Annotated in this window: 16 protein-coding genes; 8 read left to right on the top strand and 8 right to left on the bottom strand. The window is 39.1% G+C overall.

What is annotated here, in order from left to right; all coding sequences use genetic code 11:
- Positions 1–5: 5 nt before the first annotated feature.
- The 5 genes from infA to K2X50_06595 all read right to left on the bottom strand — a co-directional run bounded on the left by infA (position 6) and on the right by K2X50_06595 (position 4,345).
- On the bottom strand, positions 6–299 hold the full coding sequence (gene infA / locus K2X50_06615) for a translation initiation factor IF-1 (GenBank protein MBX9586915.1): 294 nt from the start codon (positions 297–299) through the stop codon (positions 6–8).
- A 71-nt stretch (positions 300–370) separates the two neighbouring features.
- Positions 371–1,324 carry a thioredoxin-disulfide reductase gene (trxB, locus tag K2X50_06610; protein ID MBX9586914.1) on the bottom strand — a complete coding sequence of 318 codons (954 nt, stop codon included), beginning with the start codon at positions 1,322–1,324 and terminating at the stop codon, positions 371–373.
- Between the two features lie 179 nt (positions 1,325–1,503).
- Entirely contained in the window at positions 1,504–2,541 is a 1,038-nt protein-coding gene (locus tag K2X50_06605; GenBank protein ID MBX9586913.1) for a hypothetical protein, read from the bottom strand.
- Between the two features lie 33 nt (positions 2,542–2,574).
- The gene (locus K2X50_06600; protein MBX9586912.1) at positions 2,575–2,958 is read right to left on the bottom strand and encodes a hypothetical protein; all 384 of its coding nucleotides are present in this window, start codon (positions 2,956–2,958) and stop codon (positions 2,575–2,577) included.
- Positions 2,959–3,331: 373 nt separating this feature from the next.
- On the bottom strand, positions 3,332–4,345 hold the full coding sequence (locus K2X50_06595; GenBank protein MBX9586911.1) for a hypothetical protein: 1,014 nt from the start codon (positions 4,343–4,345) through the stop codon (positions 3,332–3,334).
- A 780-nt stretch (positions 4,346–5,125) separates the two neighbouring features.
- Between K2X50_06595 and K2X50_06590 the strand changes: the two genes are divergently transcribed.
- The 5 genes from K2X50_06590 to K2X50_06570 are packed head-to-tail and all read left to right on the top strand — an operon-like array spanning position 5,126 to position 12,027.
- Positions 5,126–7,525 carry a DNA translocase FtsK 4TM domain-containing protein gene (locus tag K2X50_06590; protein MBX9586910.1) on the top strand — a complete coding sequence of 800 codons (2,400 nt, stop codon included), beginning with the start codon at positions 5,126–5,128 and terminating at the stop codon, positions 7,523–7,525.
- Entirely contained in the window at positions 7,526–8,155 is a 630-nt protein-coding gene (gene lolA, locus K2X50_06585; protein MBX9586909.1) for an outer membrane lipoprotein chaperone LolA, read from the top strand.
- 16 nt (positions 8,156–8,171) lie between these two features.
- Positions 8,172–8,471, top strand: a complete 300-nt coding sequence (locus K2X50_06580; GenBank protein MBX9586908.1) for a DUF190 domain-containing protein — start codon at positions 8,172–8,174, stop codon at positions 8,469–8,471.
- 26 nt (positions 8,472–8,497) lie between these two features.
- Positions 8,498–9,772 carry a serine--tRNA ligase gene (gene serS / locus K2X50_06575; GenBank protein ID MBX9586907.1) on the top strand — a complete coding sequence of 425 codons (1,275 nt, stop codon included), beginning with the start codon at positions 8,498–8,500 and terminating at the stop codon, positions 9,770–9,772.
- Positions 9,773–9,807: 35 nt separating this feature from the next.
- Positions 9,808–12,027 carry an ATP-dependent RecD-like DNA helicase gene (locus K2X50_06570; GenBank protein ID MBX9586906.1) on the top strand — a complete coding sequence of 740 codons (2,220 nt, stop codon included), beginning with the start codon at positions 9,808–9,810 and terminating at the stop codon, positions 12,025–12,027.
- Positions 12,028–12,117: 90 nt separating this feature from the next.
- Here K2X50_06570 and K2X50_06565 read toward each other — a convergent pair whose 3' ends face one another.
- On the bottom strand, positions 12,118–13,278 hold the full coding sequence (locus K2X50_06565; protein ID MBX9586905.1) for an HlyD family type I secretion periplasmic adaptor subunit: 1,161 nt from the start codon (positions 13,276–13,278) through the stop codon (positions 12,118–12,120).
- Positions 13,262–15,445, bottom strand: a complete 2,184-nt coding sequence (locus K2X50_06560; protein ID MBX9586904.1) for a type I secretion system permease/ATPase — start codon at positions 15,443–15,445, stop codon at positions 13,262–13,264. The genes K2X50_06565 and K2X50_06560 overlap by 17 nt, the downstream gene beginning before the upstream one ends.
- A 487-nt stretch (positions 15,446–15,932) precedes the next feature.
- Between K2X50_06560 and K2X50_06555 the strand changes: the two genes are divergently transcribed.
- From K2X50_06555 to K2X50_06545, 3 genes are all read left to right on the top strand, one after another.
- Entirely contained in the window at positions 15,933–16,130 is a 198-nt protein-coding gene (locus K2X50_06555; protein ID MBX9586903.1) for a hypothetical protein, read from the top strand.
- A gap of 82 nt (positions 16,131–16,212) precedes the next feature.
- The gene (locus K2X50_06550) at positions 16,213–17,085 is read left to right on the top strand and encodes a DUF692 domain-containing protein (protein ID MBX9586902.1); all 873 of its coding nucleotides are present in this window, start codon (positions 16,213–16,215) and stop codon (positions 17,083–17,085) included.
- Positions 17,082–17,867: a DNA-binding domain-containing protein gene (locus tag K2X50_06545; protein MBX9586901.1), complete on the top strand. Its 786-nt coding sequence runs from the start codon at positions 17,082–17,084 to the stop codon at positions 17,865–17,867. Before K2X50_06550 ends, K2X50_06545 begins: the two co-directional genes overlap by 4 nt.
- A 785-nt stretch (positions 17,868–18,652) precedes the next feature.
- On the opposite strand, the gene rmuC is transcribed toward K2X50_06545, so the two are convergent.
- Positions 18,653–19,918, bottom strand: a complete 1,266-nt coding sequence (gene rmuC / locus K2X50_06540; GenBank protein ID MBX9586900.1) for a DNA recombination protein RmuC — start codon at positions 19,916–19,918, stop codon at positions 18,653–18,655.
- Positions 19,919–19,921: the final 3 nt, after the last annotated feature.

The raw sequence follows: 19,921 nt of genomic DNA, 5'->3' as shown, positions 1-19,921 counted from the left end.
GGACATTACTTTTTGTCCGCATCTGTTTGTGGTTCATCTGTAGTTGTTTCTGCGGGTGGTATCGCCCCAGGCTTTCTTTTTTCTGTACTACGGTAGGTAATTCGACCTTTCGTCAAATCATAAGGCGTTAATTCGACTCTCACTAAATCTCCCGTAAGAATTCGAATATAATTTTTACGCATTCGACCAGAAATATGGGCGATAACAGTGTGACCATTCTCGAGTTTCACGCGAAACGTGGTGTTGGGCAGGGAGTCAGTAACAACCCCTTCCATTTCTATATGATCATCTTTTGGCATGTAAATCCTACTATTTGTAATCAAATCGTTGATTTTGCCTTAAATACCCGAGAAATACAATCAAATGCTCATCATTTAAGCGCATCGAGATATTTTTCAGCATCTAGTGCTGCCATGCACCCCGTGCCGGCAGAAGTGATCGCTTGACGATAAATATGATCAGAGACATCACCTGCAGCAAAAACCCCTGAAACATTAGTTTCAGTGGCGTTTCCAGATTGGCCAGTGTTAACTCGAATGTAGCCATTATTCATCTCTAATTGCCCTGCAAAAATCTCAGTATTAGGTCGATGGCCAATCGCAATAAAGACACCTTGAACATCAATTTTCTGTGTATTCGTAGAATCAACTTGTTTGATGCGCAGCGCATTAACGCCTTTATCGTCGCCTAAAACTTCATCCAGCGTATGATTCCAGGCAATTTCAACTTTCCCTGATTCTACTTTTTGCATTAAGTGATCGATCAGAATTTTTTCTGCTTTGAATTTATCGCGTCGATGTATCACAGTCACTTTGCTTGCAATATTGGATAAATACAGGGCTTCTTCGACAGCGGTATTTCCTCCACCCACTACAGCAACGGGTAAGTTACGGTAGAAAAAACCATCACACGTTGCACAGGCAGAAACACCACGCCCCATGAAAGCAGTTTCAGAGGGTATCCCCAAATATTGAGCTGAGGCGCCAGTGGCAATAATTAATGCATCACAGCTGTACTCCACGCCAGTATCGCCTACCAGTAAAAAAGGACGTTGGGATAGATTACAGCTCACAATATGATCGCGAATGACCTGGGTGTTGAATCGTTCAGCATGTTTAAGCATGCGGTCCATCAAAGCAGGCCCTTGCAAACCTTCCACATCGCCTGGCCAATTATCGACATCTGTAGTCCGCGTTAGCTGACCGCCGGGTTCCATACCCGAAATCATGACAGGGTTTAAATTGGCACGGGCAGCGTAAATAGCCGCGGTGTATCCGGCCGGTCCTGAACCTAAAATTATTAATCGATGATGCTGTATTGGCATAGTAGTACCCTATTTTTTGCAGGTGATAAGTTTAACATGAAGAGTAGGGCAGGTCTAATGTAGAGAAATCGATTAGCGCCGAAATCTTAACCAGTAAAACCCGCGAACGTTCTCACCAGTTTTGTTTTACCATTCTTTCAATTATTAAGAAAATGACATTGCCAGGTAGTCTTCTTGATTTAAAACTTGTTGCGCAAATTACTTAAATCATCTTCTTGAATACTTATTTCAATATTCTGATAGCTTGGTTGTAGTGACAGTGATTTAAAAAATTCATAACAAAAATCAGTGATGGGAAAGCCATGACTTAACTCTGGATGATCCTTATAAACCCGTTTAACGAAATCATAGTATCGGTCTTGACCCATTCCCACTTTAAATAAAATTAAAACTGCAGTGGTACAAACATGAATAAGTTCTTGTTCTTTGTCTAATTCTAGAAATGGCGTGTTTTCAACACTTATCATTTTTGTTATAAGCTTATGTTCATCGAGCATGGCTTTTGCGAAGTAGGCGGCTGAGGGTAAGGCTGTTTCGAGAACTATTACATTGTTTTTTAGAACAGGTATCATCATCTCAAAACATTGCTCAACAATCTTCAGGAAATCTAAGTCACCCGCGAATTGTTGAACAAAATCGGGTTTACCATAATTCGACACGTCAGCTTGGAAATTATTATTAAATGCGGGGTATTTATAACGAAAGAAATTGCGACTTAACGCCGCCTTCCCTCTATCAAGGATGTAATCATCAGTACTCGTGCGCCCACGCCATTCTTCTGCCTCTAGTTCAGAGAATTTACCAAGGAGAGGTTTGTCATGATCTGGATATAAGCTCAAATAACATTCTAACCCTTTAATTTCAAGGGAGTTTTTGAGGCTCACTATCTTATTAATAATCGCTAGTTCACGAATTCGTTCTCTGAGTTCTTCATTGATACGAGGATTACTGCAATCTATTAAAAGCCTTCCGGCACTGTGTCCTAAAGGATCTATTAATGGGCCTACGCCTCTAACACGCTGAGCATACAGTCTCTTGGCTTCTGTTGTAGATAATACCTCTCGGCTAGTAACTTGCTCTGTCACATCATCAAATATTTTTTTAGAAGGTAACCAAATTAAAGTCTCTAATGTAGTGTGTGGTTTAACGCTATTATTTCTGTGCTCAAGAGTTGATGACATTCGTGTAAAAAACTCCACGATACTTCGTGTCCTCATGATAATTTTCTCGCTATTTACGGTGAATAATAATCAATACTTATTTTTTGGTAAATTTTCATTAATCAGGCTTGAAATTTCTGTTATTCTGTAAAAATCTTTGCCAAGGGCTGCTGGTAAAACATCCACCCTAGCTAAGTTTGAGTAGGCGTCGTCTGCAGTGATTCGGGCGTTTTTGTAATCTTTTTGTTTTAAATAACCTAAGGTACGGTGATAAGAAACTAAATATTCTTTATAATATTGCTGTGACTTAAGATCATCCTGCATGAGGTTGATAATAAACGAGGAGCTATGTTTTTCTAAATATAGACGGTTTGCTAACGACTCAGGTTGTGCAGTTGCGAGTGGGGTTTCGACAAGATTGTGAGCAGATCTCTTACCAGTCATGAATAAGCCAAATAAGCGGTTCTTTTTCACTTGATATTCCCTCACTAAACTAAATTATAATAAAAGATACCTGCTTTTAAGTATACCCTATAAAGGTTTGACATATCAATAGCTAGAGTTTTCCGCTGTAGGCAGCAGGGCAATTGTCCAAAATAGGTAGTACGCCCTGTAGGCTTCGGTCGAAACATCCTGTTTCTCACGATCTTGAAAAGGGTGATCTTGCCCAGCCTTCATAATCCGTGTTTGCTTTTGTTTATTTAGCTCTGGAGAGAATTTCAAGACCACTTCAAATCTTCAGATTGATTTGTGCTCTTAAATCAAATGGTTCTTAATCCCCTAAGATAGTCTTCCTTGCCACATTCTAATATAAAAATCTAAAAATTAGGAATGAATAGACGAGACCTTATTCAATCTTAGTTATAACTTTAATATTATTGAAAGCAACAGCCATACCAAAATCAAGATTTTCTTGTAAGCTAATATCGCTATAATGTCCAACTTGTAAATTTAGCATTTTGACAAGGCTATTCTTGAATTCTTGATCTAATTGATTAAACCAGGGTGGCTCAATTACGATATTGTCGTTATTGAAGAAAAAAATATTAATAAAATAGTTTGTTAACTTCTCAATCGGCATTGACTTGAGTGATTTTAAGTATTCACTGTGAATGTTATTATGTAAGGTATTAACTGTAGCAATTAATATGTATGACTCATTCTTCAGTGTGATCGCATTATATATGAATCCAAGTTGCTTTCGCCTTATATTTTGAACGGCCTGCCCGATAGGATTTATTAACGGAAAGTAGACACCAGTAGCTAGTATTGGAAGCCTTTCTAATTTGATTAAAAGATAACTTAGTCCGCCACTTTTGACCTTCATAATTTGATTATAGAGAAACTTATGATCTTTCATCTCTTGAATAAGATGTTTTTGATGCTCCTTAAAATAACTTGATTTCGTATACCCTGTTCTATCGAGACTTTTTAGATCTCCATCGCTTACTTTAATAAAAAATTGATGCAAACATTTCTTCAAAAAATATTCTCTGCATAATGAACGAAATGTAATATCATATATTTGATTATATAATCCCTGAAATGGTTCTTTCTCAAAAGAGCTGAACAATCTATTATCGTGATATTGACAAAAACCAGGCATAGTTGTTGCACTGTGAATATGTTTAAGCTGAAATTCAATCAAATTGTTACTCTGATTACTTGAGTATTTAGGAAGATATACTCTGCCATTTTCCGCAACAGATTTTAAGTACATTTTACTTATTCTATGTGATTGAACAATTTCTCCAGAACATGATTCTTTTGAATAGGCCATGCAATATTTGTCGTCAAAAAAGTATTTCTTAGCCATATAGTCTGGGGTGTGTATACATTTCAGAAATTCTTTCATATCCATTTTTTATCCCCCAATTAAATATGTAACTTAAGTTCAGTTCAGTGAGTCACGCAAGTGAAAGATATAGTAGTCAAATACAGGCATTGTGAATTCTCAAAAATCTAATTATCAAGACTACATCATGCCTAGACTTTTAACTCGCACTTGCTCACCTCATAAATACCCAAGAAGGTAAGCGCCAATATATCTACACACTTAATTATACAACATCTCTAAATTATGCCACCAAAATCATTAGGGAATTGGGGTAGAGGTTAGAGCTTTGACTGATGATTAGTGAACACATTTTTTTAGCTATAATGTCTTTTATAGCAGAATCCTTATCATCGACTAGTATGCCTAGAGCACTGGGAATAGAATATCCATGGATAATAACAAATTAGTCAAGGAAAGATCTGACTCTTGACTCTTTAAGCCAGAAAGGTCTTTCATTATGGAGGCTAATACTAATAATAGGTTAGCTTTGCGTAATGTTATCTAGAGTCAAAAAAATAAAAATGGCACGGAGTATCAGGACTGGGCAAGATCACCCTTTTCAAGATCGTGAGAAACAGGATGTTTCGACCGAAGCTTCCAGGGATGGATTTACGGCGTTCTTGAAAAGGGTGATCTTGCCCAGTCTAACACCTCAGTATCTCTACAATCGACCACCAATCGCTTTTCCTTATCCAGTGATTGCCTACAGCATATTTTGATCGAATCATTTTTTGCTTTTTTTCCCTCTTCTTTTTAGCAGTATGAAGACGTATAATCAGGCGTTTTAGGAATAAAGGAACCACAGTGGCTAGAGCAGGGCGCAAAAAAGAAGCTGACGAATTGTTCGCTGAACATTTTTATAAACGCTTGCGCGAAGGAATTTTGATCATCATTTCGGCAATAGCTGTTTTTGTGATGATCGGGTTAGTAACATACCATTCTTCAGATCCCAGTTGGTCTAATCTAGGTGGCAACGATCAGATTTTGAACGCTGAAGGTGCTGTAGGAGCCTGGGTAGCGGATGTATTGTTGTATTTATTAGGCTATATGGCTTACGGATTACCGGCGGCATTTTTTTTCGGCACCTGGTGGTTTTGGAGTGAGCAACATCAATCCGATCTTCCGTATCATTATCCCTTATTATGGTTGCGAATTTTTGGTGCCATTTTAGCGATTAGCGGATTCTCTGGCCTTTTGAGTTTGCATTTTCATGGATCACCCAATTGGGTACCCTTCACCTCAGGTGGTGTATTAGGCAATATCGTTGCGGCGCATTTAGTGTCTATTTTGAATGGTGCCGGAACTTCATTAGCTTTATTAGCGATCACTTTGGTGGGTGTAACCTTACTAACCGGATTATCCTGGTTACAGGTTGCCGATCGTATCGGAGAAAAAACACTGGCACTTTGGGATCTGATTGCAGAGCGATTTCAAGCGCACCGCGAACACTCTCAATCATTGAAAAAAGAGCTTGAACCCGAAATTCCCCAACGTTCACCGGGAAAATCTAAAATACGACGTGAACCGGAAATTCGATCAACAAGCAAAATTGATATTCAGCCCGATATAATCACTGTTGAACCTAAAATTGTGAGAGCGGCTCCAACGGAAGATGACGAACTTCCCTGGGACGAAATAGCTGTCGCTGCGCCATCAAAACCTCGTATTATGGCTAAACCTAAACCAGAGAAAGTTCATTTCGATTCGGCATTAGCAGGTACATTGCCGCCTCTTGAATTATTAGATCCTCCTGATCAAACAGAACGCAAAGGCTATAGCAATCAACAATTGGAAGAGATGTCTCGTTTAGTTGAATTACGGCTGCAAGATTTTGGTGTCATTGTCAAAGTGGTCGCTGTACATCCTGGACCCGTTGTAACACGTTATGAATTGCAACTCGCTGCAGGTACTAAAGTCAGTAAAATAACAGGATTAGCCAAAGATTTAGCGCGCGCATTATCTGTCACAAGTGTACTTATTGTTGAAGTGATTCCGGGTAAATCTGTGATAGGTTTAGAATTACCTAATGCATCGAGAGAAACAGTTCGTTTACGAGAAATTCTTGCATCGCAACGCTATGCTGCAGCTAAATCTCCGTTGGCCTTAGGCATCGGAAAAGATATTGCAGGTCATGCGGTGGTATTAGACTTAGCTAAAATGCCGCATTTGCTCGTTGCAGGTACTACTGGTTCAGGAAAATCGGTGGGATTAAATGCGATGCTTTTGAGTTTGTTGTACAAAGCAACGCCTAAAGAATTACGCATGATTATGATTGATCCCAAGATGTTGGAATTATCAATATACGATGGCATTCCTCACTTACTCACTCCTGTTGTGACGGATATGAAAGATGCGGCTAATGCATTGCGTTGGTGTGTCGCTGAAATGGAACGTCGCTATCGTCTCATGGCGTCACTCGGTGTTAGAAATTTAGCGGGTTACAATCAAAAAGTGGCGAAAGCCATTGCGGATGGTGAACCCATTTATGATCCACTCTGGTTGCCAAATTCTACAACAGACAAACCAGGTTATTTAGAAGAATTACCCTATATCGTTGTATTGGCAGATGAATTTGCCGATATGATGATGGTTGTGGGTAAAAAAGTTGAAGAGCTCATTACACGTATAGCACAAAAAGCACGGGCTGCAGGAATACATTTAATTTTAGCGACTCAACGTCCTTCAGTGGATGTTATCACCGGGTTAATAAAAGCGAACATTCCTACTCGCATAGCATTTCAAGTCTCTTCCAGAATTGATTCACGAACAATTTTAGATCAGTCGGGTGCAGAACAATTATTAGGTCATGGTGACATGTTGTATTTACCACCTGGAACTGCAGTACCGGTTCGCGTGCACGGCGCTTTTGTGGCAGATGAAGAAGTGCATCGTGTCGTGAGTGATCTTAAACGACGAGGGCAAGCCGAATATCTGGAAGATGTGATTGCTGGAGGTGGACTAAGCGATGCCAGTGAATCGGGTGGATCTGAGACTGATGACGGTGAACAAGATCCCATGTATGATCAAGCGGTTCAAATTGTTTTAGAATCTCGCCGAGCTTCAATTTCTGGTATTCAACGACGCTTGAAAATAGGATTTAATCGAGCTGCTCGATTAGTCGAATCGATGGAAGCAGCGGGAATTGTTGGGCCCATTGAAAATGGTGCACGTGAAGTGTTGATTGCTGCTCCAATAGAGGATTAAATGATGAAAAATTATGCTCGAGTTATATTCACTGTGTTGATGAGTTTTATTTTTAATTTCACTGTTAATGCAAGCAACCCATTACAAGAACTACAACAAAAATTAAATTCTTTTCACGGAATGCGTGCAAGTTTTCAACAAGCACTCTTTAGTGATGAACGAACTCCACCTCATCGTTCAAGTGGTACCATGGCTATCCAACGTCCCGGAAAATTTCGATGGGAAACTCAAAAACCTAATGAGCAAATTCTTATTGCAGATGGCAGTTTATTATGGATTTATGATGTCGATTTAGAACAAGCCACTAAGCAAAAAGTCGACACCACAGATAGCAATAGTCCCGCATTATTTTTAAGTGGAAATGTCGTCGATATTCCAAAACGCTTTACCGTTAAAAATGAAAATAATGCTAACAGTGTTGGATTTCATTTAGCGGCAAAATCAGCAGATGATATGTTTCAATCTGTAACCATTTTTTTTCAAGCCGATAAATTAAGTAAAATGGTAGTGGATACCCGTATCGGGCAACGAAGTGAATTTACGTTTTCCAAAGTGGAAATTAACCCCACGTTTTCAAATAATACATTTCACTTCAAACCACCGGCAGGAGTGGATGTTTTGACTAATTAATCCAAGGAGAGGAATTATGGAATCGGCGATGAAATATGCACGTGTTTATATAACTGAAGGCGATAAACTATTACCATTACTGATGGAATACTTACATAATGATGCAAAGGTTGCAGGGGTAACTGTGATTCGCGGTTATAGTGGATTTGGTAAATCAAAAGTGCTTCACAGCAAAGAAATACCCTATGAAGCAAACAATTTACCTTTGATAATAGAATTTATTGATACTGTAGAAAAAGTCGACAGCGTCATTCGGCACTTTAAAGATATGTTCAGATTAGGACATATTGTCTCATGGGCTGTGAATGTTGATTAATATATTCTTAGAAGAAGTGAGATAAAATGCTAGATCCTAAATTATTGCGAAACGACATTGAAAAAACAGCAGCAGCGTTATTGCAGCGTGGTGTGACGTTAGATGTTGATCGCATCACTCAGCTCGAATCGCAACGAAAAACCTTAGAGATAGCCACGCAAGAATTGCAACATACACGTAATTCTCAATCCAAATTAATTGGACAAGCCAAAGCAAAAGGTGAAGATAGTGCCCCTTATATGGCCATAGTCAATGAGTTATCAGATAAGTTGAAAGCTTCCGAAGAAAACTTAAAAGAACTTCAACAAGAACTGAATTCTATTTACTGGAATATTCCAAACATTCCTCATGTTTCAGTACCTGTAGGGAAAACAGAAAAAGATAATCAAGAAATTCGTCAGTGGGGCAAGATTCCGACCTTTGATTTCATACCTAAAGATCACGTTGAGTTGGGTGAAGGAATGTCTCAAATGGATTTTGCCAGTGCGGGTAAAATCTCTGGTGCTCGTTTCGTCGTGTTATCAAACAAGTTGGCTCGACTGCAGCGTGCTCTCGCTCAATTTATGCTGGATTTACACACTCAACAGCATGGCTATCTAGAAATGTATGTCCCCTATCTCGTCAAAAAAGAAAGTCTTTTCGGCACAGGGCAACTTCCAAAATTTTCAGAAGAATTATTTCATATTGATGGCGATCAAAAATTATCGTTAATTCCTACTGCCGAAGTACCACTCACTAACTTAGCAGCAGATACCATTTATGAGAATGATCAACTGCCAATCAAAATGGTTGCACAAACACCTTGTTTTAGAAGTGAGGCAGGATCTTACGGAAAAGATACTCGCGGAATGATTAGACAGCACCAATTTGAAAAAGTCGAATTAGTTCAAATAGTACGGCCGGAAGATTCTTATCAAGCTTTAGAAGAATTAACAGCCCACGCAGAAAAAGTACTGCAATTACTTGAGCTTCCGTATCGTGTCGTAGCATTATGCACAGGCGATCTTGGTTTTGCATCGTCTAAAACCTATGATTTAGAAGTGTGGTTGCCAAGTCAAAAAATGTACAGAGAAATCTCATCTTGCAGTAATTTTGAGACTTTTCATGCAAGAAGAATGCTAGCACGATATCGACATCCCGAAACACAGAAAACTGAATATGTTCATACCATTAATGGTTCAGGATTAGCGGTAGGACGAACATTAGTGGCGATCATGGAGAATTATCAGGATAATCGAGGGCGAATTCGAGTACCTGAAATTTTGCGCCCTTACCTACCCGGTATTGAAATAATTGAATAATCTGCTACGGTTTCCCTATTTGAGGATTTTATCGTATGTCAGAATCGACTGATAAAGTGAAATCATCGAGTTTACACGGCAGTATAGAACGAATAACTTTTCATAATGCGGACAATGGATTCTGTGTATTAAAAGTCAAAGTACCAACACAAGAAGAATTGGTAGTGGTTGTTGGTAATGCCCATGTAGTTACGCCGGGTGAATACATCGAGTGTAGTGGCGAGTGGATTTATGATCGTACTTACGGCCAACAATTCAAAGCCGACGAATTAAAAATTATCCCACCTACTCATGTTGAAGGTATGGAAAAATATTTAGCTTCAGGTGTCGTTAAAGGAATTGGTCCTTCCACAGCAAAATTATTAATCGAATCTTTTGGATTAGATGTTTTTCAAGTCATCGAAAAAGCCCCTCAAAAATTACTTGAATTACCGGGTATTGGAACAAAAAAACTAGAAATGATTACGACCGGATGGGATGAGCAGATGCGAGTGCGAGAAATCATGGTATTTCTGCAATCACATGGCCTTGGAACTGCTCGTGCAATGCGCATCTATAAAACCTACGGCGACCAAGCGCTTTTAAGAGTCAAAGAAAATCCGTATCGATTAGCACTCGATATTCCTGGAATAGGGTTCAAAACAGCAGATGAACTTGCATTAAAAATGGGAGTAGCACGTGATTCAGTGCTAAGAGCTCAAGCCGGTGTTCGTCATGCATTACAAGAGTGTTGTGCTAAAGGCCATTGTGTTGCTTCAAAAAAAGATTTAATCCAGCAAAGTATTAAATTGTTAGAATTATCAGAAGACCAAATTGAAAATGCTATTTCACAGGAAGTTCAGGCGGGTAATTTAATCGCTGAAGAAATTTCAGAGCCAGGTTCAATAGGAGATGATCAAACTATTTTTATATTGCCCAATCTCTATCAAGCAGAGTGTGGCGTCAGTCTGCATTTTGAGCGGTTATTATGCGAAAAAACGCGATGGCACGATATGGATGTTGAAAGTGCATTACCTTGGGTTGAGAGTCGTACAGGAACGGTCTTGTCAGATTCACAGAGGCATGCCGTCATTACAGCGATTCGATCAAAAATTACAGTAATAACCGGTGGCCCTGGTGTTGGTAAAACAACGATAGTGAATAGTATTTTGCAATTAGTTCGTAGTCGAAGTGCCAGTGTCGCATTGTGTGCACCTACAGGTCGTGCCGCAAAACGTTTGAGTGAAGCCACCGGATTAGAAGCAAAAACAATTCACCGTTTACTGGAATACGATCCTGGAACGCGCGATTTTAAGCGAGAAACAATTAATCCACTCGAAGCTGATTTAGTGGTTGTCGATGAAGCTTCAATGATCGATATCCTTTTAATGTATCATTTAATAAAAGCGATTCCGGCCACATGCTCATTGATTTTAGTGGGTGATGTGGATCAATTGCCCTCTGTGGGACCTGGCAGTGTGTTGGCTGATATTATTCAATCACAAACGGTAGAAGTGGTTAGGCTCACAGAAATTTTTCGTCAAGCAGCGAGTTCCAGAATTATTTTAAATTCACATCGAATTAATCAAGGTGAAATGCCCATAGAAAATCTGGAAGGAAAAGAAACGGATTTCTATACCATTCTCGCTGAATCATCAGCTGAAATTCACGCGAAACTTCTAACAATAGTCACGCAACGCATTCCTTCGCGATTCGGATTTGATCCTATTCGCCAAATTCAGGTTTTGACGCCTATGCATCGTGGAGATTTAGGTGTAAGAGGGCTCAACGTAGATTTACAAGCACGATTAAATCCATCAGGGCAGCCGCGTATTGAACGTTTTGGATGGACCTTTGCCTGTGGTGATAAAGTGTTGCAGACAGTGAATAATTACGAAAAAGAAGTTTTTAATGGTGATATCGGATATATCACTCATTTTAAATTAGATGAACAAGAAATTCTTATTGATTTTGATGGTCGGTTAGTGGCCTACCGATATGACGAGCTCGATGAAATTGTATTGGCTTATGCAACCACCATTCATAAGAGCCAAGGATCTGAATATCCTGCGGTAGTCATTCCACTTTCTATGCAACATTACACGATGTTACAACGTAATCTTATTTATACGGCTGTAACGCGCGGAAAAAAATTAGTTGTTCTTATTGGCCAACAAAAAGCGATCACCATGGCTGTGCAAAATTTTAATGCTCAACAGCGACTTACTCGGCTTCGTGAAAGATTGAGTGAACAGATGACAGCATCTCCCAGTTAAGGATTCAAGGGAAATCTTATAACATCCTGAATGCAGATGATTTTCTTAGCTGAGCAATTACTGATCAGATGAAATAATCCTAGATTTAGTTTACCGTTCCTGCAGAGCACTATGTTTGGCTTTGAGGATAGGCTTTAGCATGTAGGATAATACCGTTTTTTTGCCTGTTAGAATATCAACTCGAGCGGTCATACCGGGAATAATTTGCAGAGGATTTTTTTCGTTACTTAAGTGATTTTTTTGTGTTCGAACCAAAATTTCATAATAGCCTTCTTCATTTGGCTTGGTATTATTGTCCATTTTTGTATCAGCACTTATTAACTCAACGTTACCTTTAAGTCCACCATAAATGGAATAATCATAGGCACTGATTTTGACCGTAGCACTTTGACCAGGATGAATAAAACCAATGTCAGAGGGCTTCACTTTGGCGGATACTAATAATGTATCATCCAAAGGTACAATTTCCACTAGATCCATACCTGGATTTACAACACCACCAATAGTATTGACACGCAATTGCTTGACGATGCCTTTGACTGGTGACCGAACTGTTGTACGATCTAATCGATCTTTTAGCGCAACTTCATTTTGCTTAACTTGAGACAATTCAGTTTTTACTTTATTTAATTCATCTAAGGCTGCGCTTTGAGCGCTCGAAATTTTTGATTCAGTTTCACTCGCTTGTTGCTCTAATTGTAGGACTTCAACTTGAGACACAGCACCGCTTTTTAACAAGGGTTTTGTCATATTGATTTGACGCTGAATTAACGCTAGATTATGGTTTAAATTCTGCATCTCACGTCGCTTTGAATCATATAATTCTCGTTCGGAAGTCACCAAATCAGGTACTTCAGTTGCAACAACCGATGAGGGGGTATAGAGTTGATTATTCATTTGAGCAGTAATACGTTCAATTTTTGCGGTTAAAGCCAATTCTTTAAGGCGATTTTCTTTATAACCACCCGAAAATCGAATGTCATCTAAAACCATCAATATCTGATTTTTTTGAACCATTTGACCTTCATGTACAGCAAGATCTCTAACAATTCCACCTTCTAAATTTTGAATTATTTGAATTTTTTGAGAAGGAATGACTTTTCCATCACCATGTGTCACTTCATCTAATTTTGCAAAAAAAGCCCAGGTAAAAAAACAGATGAAAAATAACAATATCGACCATAAGATGATATGACCAAATCGATTCGGTCCTTTTAGCTCATCGAAATATTCTTTAAGCTGGGGATGCATTGTCATGAGAATTTACCTTCAATTGACCGTCAGAAAGTTGCTTTAAAACACGCTCTTTTGGCCCATCTGCCAAAAGATAACTATCATCTATCACAATGAGTCTATCCACTAATTTTAACAGTGACGCTTTGTGGGTAATCAGTATCAAGGTTTTATTTTTCAAAACGGCTTTTAATCGCTCAATCAATAGAGCAGTATTGGTATCATCTAAGCCATTGCTAGGTTCGTCAAAAAGTAAAATAGGTGGATCCAATAATAGCGCTCTGGCAATTGCAATCGCTTGACGTTGTCCGCCTGAGAGTCGTTCACCCCGTTCACCGACTTCACGATCAAATCCTTCTGGATGTCCTTCTACAAATTGCGAGACACCACTTAATTTTGCTGCGCGAAGCAGAGTAGCATCATCCACATGTGGTGCGCCAATCACAATATTGTCTCTGATACTGCCATGAAATAAAACCACATCTTGAGGAACATAACCAATATGATAACGTAATTCAGCGGGATCGATTTGGTGTAATTCAGTTCCATCAACAAGAATATTACCGTTGTCGGGTTGATAAAATTTCATTAGCATTTTTTCAATCGTTGTTTTACCTGAACCGGTACGACCAATAATCCCAACTCTCTCACCAGGGTTTATTTTAAATGAAATATTTTTTAGTGCTTTTAGAGCAGCAGCAGGATATTGAAATGTCACATGATTAAATTCAAGACTTCCGGTTAATTGCGGCCTATGAATAAAATGGGCATCAGCAGGTCGTTCGACGGGAGATTCCATCATATGATTTACTGCAATAAATCCCGTTTTGGCTTGTTGATATCGATTAATTAGCGCAGCGATTTGAGTAATGGGTGATAAGGCTCGCGCACTTAAAATAGTACAAGCGAGTAGAGCGCCCATCGTGATGTCGCCTTCAATGATTTTGTAAACACCGACAATCACTAATAAAACTGAGGCCAATGTTTGTGCGAAAACTGCAAAATTACTGGCAAGATTCGCTAAGAATTTAGTTTTACTCGTAACCGAAGCGGATGCTTTGGTCATCGCTTCAAATCGTCGTTGCATAGGACTTTCTGCTCGCATGGCTTTAATTGTTTCAGCGCATGAGAGTGATTCAATTAATACGGCTTGTTTTTCAGCGGAATGTTTAAATGATTCATTGATTAATTTGGAGAGAGGGATTTGGATGGCAAGACTGATTGACAAAACAATGGGTATAGCAATTAAAGGGACTAACACCAAGTTGCCCGCTAAGAGCCCAATAGCACACAAGAAGATAAGAACAAATGGTAAATCAACCAGAGTACTTATTGTAGCAGAAGTTACGAACTCACGAAATCCATCGAATGCCTGAACAGAATGAGCTAACGATCCAACCGATTTAGGTCTAGATGCCAATTCCATTCCTAAAATTCGTTCGAAAATAGTTCGCGATAATTTAACGTCAATTGATTTTGCAAGATGATCGATAAAATAGGCTCGAACGTTTCGAAGGACAAAGTCGAATATAAAAGCAATTAATACCCCGACTACGAGCACCCAGAGGGTATCAAGAGCCTTATTTGGTATTACTCGGTCGTATACATTACGAACGAATAATGGGCTTGCCAGTGCGAACAGATTGATAAGCAATGAAGCGAGTATCACTTCAGAATACACAGGCCAACTCGCGCGGACCACATTCCAGAACCAATGATCAGTTTTAGCCGGGCTATGGTCCTCAGCGCGTGAGTCAAAACGATACTGTGGTTTAATGAAAATTGCATAGCCGCTGTACTGTTGTTCAAGATCTTTTAATGATATGGCTGTCACACCCTGTCCGGACTCGGGTTGGATAATTTCAGCGATCCCAGCTTCGTTGATATTCATTAATACGCAAGCGCGTTGTTCTTTGAGTAGTAAGATGGTGGGTAGTAAATCTTTATCCATCGATTCAAGTGATTTTTTGATAATTTTTGCTGATAATTTACCTCTTTCAGCAGCGCGTAAAACGAGTTCAGGCGTAAGTTGTTGATTAACAGTTGGTAATCCAGCACGTAAAGTCTCATGAGAATATGGATTATCAAAATGTTTAGTTAAGATGACTAAGCATTCGAGAAGTGGATCAAAAATAGATTGGGTTTCAGCAGAAAATTGCCATTCCAGTGCAGATTCAGTCGTCATAAGTCTTCCTTGACTAAAGAGTAAATTCTGAATATTGCATAAATAATCTACTGCGAAGCACAAGATTACTATATCTCCAGATGATTTGAGAAAATTTGTTTGGTCACATAGTGTCAACTATGCTCCCGGCAGAAATTTTCTCAAATCATCAGTATATCCAGCACTCTTGTGCTTCTCGCGACGATCATTCATGCAATATCCAGAATCTGTAGTTTAGTAGAAAGCTTCAAATTTTGCCAGTTCGAGCAAATTTAGGCTGGCCTAGTACGTATACAAGGGCTTGAGCAATCAAAGCATCCCGAACCTTTAATGTAGGTGATGCCGAACAAAAACTTGCTTTTTTAATCAGAATAGTCTAAAAATAACCCTGTACCGGAGAGTTATTTAGTCTTTCAGGTTAAGAACCTCCGAGACAAGCATTGAATAAATGCAATATTGGAAGCTTTCAATGAGCATTTTTTGTATTTAACAAAAGAGGGATTTGGTTATGATTATGAATAACTTCGCTAAAGTTGGTTTAGTTCTTGCTGCTGCAGCTGCTGTTGCGTTTTCAGCAGGTTGTGCAAGCACTGGTACCGGCGGTGCTGGTGGTTGTGGCGTTAAAGCTGCTCCAGCTCCAGCTTGTAAAGGTGTGGCATCTTGCAAAGGCACCAACAGTTGTGGTGGCGATAGCTGCAAACACTAAGATATTACTTCGGTAATTTTCTTTGTTGACTACCGGTTATGGCAACATAGCCGGTAGTGCTTTTTTGGAAGAGAGCTTTTTGATGCCACGGTATGATTATTTAGGTTTTGGATTAGGTCTTCGGCCTAAACATTACGACAGAATTCTTGAAACATTACCCTCAGATATAAATTGGTTTGAAATTATTTCTGAAGATTACATGGTTGATGGGGGCAATCAGCATCATTATTTATTCAAAATTCGCGAGCATTACCCTATTGTTATGCACGGAGTATCTCTTTCTATTGGCACGTGTGATCCTATTGATTTTCAGTATTTAAACAAACTAAAAACCTTGGCTGAAAGAGTAGAGCCCGCTTGGATTTCTGATCATTTTTGTTGGACAGGTGTGAATGGAAATAATTTACACGATTTGATGCCATTGCCTTATACTGAAGAAGCATTAGATCATGTCGTAGATCGAATTAAGCAAGTTCAAGATTTTTTAGGACGTCGAATTTTATTAGAAAATCCTTCCAGTTATGTCACTTACACTGATACGAGTATGAGTGAGCAAGATTTTATTCGTGAAACAGCTGAAAGAGCTGATTGTTTATTGTTACTCGATGTGAATAATGTCTATGTTTCTTCGTTTAATCATAATTTTGATCCTATCGAATATCTAAATGCGATTCCCATTGAGCGAGTCCAGCAGATCCATATGGCCGGTCATTTAAATCTTAAAACACACATTATTGATACGCACGATCATCCAATCATTCAAGATGTGTGGGATTTATACAGTGTGGCTGCGAAGCGTTTTGGAAAAGTTTCTGCGATGATCGAACGCGATGATAACATTCCTCCCCTAGAAGAATTGATAGAAGAATTAAATACGTTGAAAAAAATCGCTTTTGCTGCGTGGGGTGAAGATTTAAATCAACAAAATATTGTTGGTGAAGAGGCTGCAGCATGAGTCGTTTACGTGAATTACAAGAGCAGTTTCAAACGTATGTTCATCAGAAAAAAGCTGAGATCAAAGATAAAATTGTTAACGCGCCTCAAATCTCTGTAGAAGAACGCGTTGAAATATATCGAGAAGGATATTATTTGCGTTTGATCGATATTTTAGAGCGTGAGTTTTCAGCGCTTAAAAATTTGTTGGGTAAAGAAAAATTTGATGCTTTGTGTCATGAGTATATTGATGCGTACCCCTCAACAAATTTTTCTGTTCGAACGTATGGCAAGAATATGGTTTTGTTTTTGTCGAATAGACCCAATACTGATCCATTATATGTTGAGTTGGCAAAGTTTGAGTGGCCCTTTGGAAAGGTAATTGATGCGCCTGATGGCCCGCAGCTCTGTGTTGAAGATTTGGGCACCATTCCACCAGAAGCGTGGGCGACTTTGCGTTTAGAGTTTCATCCGTCTATGCAGATGATTTCCCTGCATTTTAATACGCCTGAGATTTGGCAGGCGTTGTTTAATAATAATCCTGATGAGTTCCCAGTACCTGAGCAAGTGCATTCTGAGGAGCCTCAATATTGGCTCGTGTGGCGTTTTAATCAGCGGTCTCATTATTTGCATGTTAATTCGCATCATAAGGTGATGATTGATGCGATTCAATCCAATAAAACTTTTTCAGAGATTTGTGAAGCCTTGTGCGATCACATGGAGGTTGACCATGTTGCACAGTTTGCAGGTGAATCTCTTCGCGACTGGGTCAGCTCTGGCCTTATCGCACGTTTTTCTTACTAATTTTTCAATAACGCCACCCAAGAATAAACTTTTTTGAGCTCTTAAAGTCGGCGCCATAATCCGACGACTTCTTGCCTAACCAAAAAATATTGAAGAGTTAAAGAAAACCTAAGGAGTTGGACTGGGCAAGACAACCATTTCAAGAACATCTTCGTTTCGTAGAAATTCGTTGTGTTCTTTTAGTCGGCGTGAGAATCCGACTGTCTTTCCGGGAATGGCTCGCTCGGGTCCCCCTCGCTGCGCTTTATTTCCCTCCAAGAAAGTTGGATTCTTCGCCTACGCGACTCAGGATAATTATATTTTATTGCCACCAGCAAAGCTAATGGAGTGTGTTCGGGTTTTTTAAGAAAACTTTCCAGAGTCAGCGAAATGAGAATTTAGCACGGAGTTGAGAAGACTGGGCAAGATCTACCTTTTCAAGATCTAGCCTGGCTATTGCATAAACTAATCGTAACGAGAAGCGCAAGAGTGCTGAAGATACAGAAGATTTGAGAAAATTTGTGATGGGAGCATAGTTGATTCTATGTGACCGAACAAATTTTCTCAAATCTTCTGGAGATTCAGTATTATTGTGCTTCGTAGTAGATTGTTTATGCAATAACCAGGCTTAGGACATGGATGTCCGAACGAAGACTATACTGATGTATTTACGGCGGTCTTGAAAAGGTAGATCTTGCCCAGTCCAACTCCTAAGAATTCTTTAATTCTTCAATTTTTTTTGTTTCGGCGGAAAGACAGTCGGATTGTAACGCCGAGTTTGGGAACGCAACGAATTTGTACGAATTTTAAACCGATTCAGTTGATTCTTCTTCGAGGAGAGAAATTTCGTCGTCTTCAGGAAGTATCTCGGGGTCGATGTGAGGTTCGAGCTCAACATTTTCAATTTTAGAAAATCGTTGAGTGATTTTACGCGAAGATTTATGGATATCTTCAACATCTTGTTGAGCCTGAGTAATATGCCTCGACAAATTATCCATACGTTTTTGAAAACGAGCAAAATCAACGCCCAATTTAGATAAATGCTCTTGAATAATATGAACCTGCTTTCGTGTGGCGTCATCTTTTAATACGGCACTTGCAGTTGTTAAAATTGCCATTAACGTAGTAGGGGAGACCACCCAAATTCGTCGTTGATACGCATATTCAATTAACTCGGCATAATGGGCATGAATCTCTGCAAAAACGGCTTCTGCTGGAATAAACATCACAGCCCCATCAGCTGTTTCTCCAGCAATAATATATTTATCTGCGATATCATCAATATGACGACGAATATCGATGCGGAATTGTTGCTCAATTAATTTTCGATCGCTAGAAGCTAAATCAGTATTTTGCAACTCTCTATAACGTTCCAGCGGAAATTTTGAATCGATAGCGATATGTCCACTCGGATTTGGCAAAAATAACATCGCATCCACTCGACACCCGTTTGAAAGGGTATACTGTAATGCAAAATGCTGCTCTGGTAGCATATTATGAATCAAATGCGACAACTGTACTTCACCAAACGCTCCTCGCGAACGTTTATCAGATAATACTTCTTGTAAACTCACCATACTGCTTGATAATTCTGTTAATTTAGCTTGAGCTTGATCGATTAACGCAAGGCGTTTAATCACATCACTGAAAATTGCTGTAGTTTTATCAAATCCTTCGGCGAGTCTCTTTTCAACTTGACCACTGATATCTTTCAAATGTTGATCAGTATTTTGGGTTAAATGACGTACCTGTTTCGTTAATTGTTCACTGTTTTGATTTAAAGTGAGCGTGATATTTTGCTGAATCGAAAACACACTTTTCGAAATCGTTTCTTGGAGACCTTTTAAACTATCTAATTGGTGTTTATCAAAACGTTCTCTCTGTTCATGAATATCCTTTTCATGTTGCTTAATAAGCCTATGAAAAGATTCTTGAATTTCGATAAGTTGTTCTTCTTTGGTATTGAGTTTATCGAGAATTTTTTTTAATTGTTTATGTAGGCTAAATCTAACGGCAGCAAAAGCAACGAGTACTGTTAGAAGAACAGTATAAAAGGCAAAATTATTAATCATGTC

This window comes from Gammaproteobacteria bacterium (genome assembly GCA_019748175.1).
Taxonomy (GTDB): domain Bacteria; phylum Pseudomonadota; class Gammaproteobacteria; order JAIEPX01; family JAIEPX01; genus JAIEPX01.
This window is presented reverse-complemented; position numbering and strand designations above follow the sequence as displayed.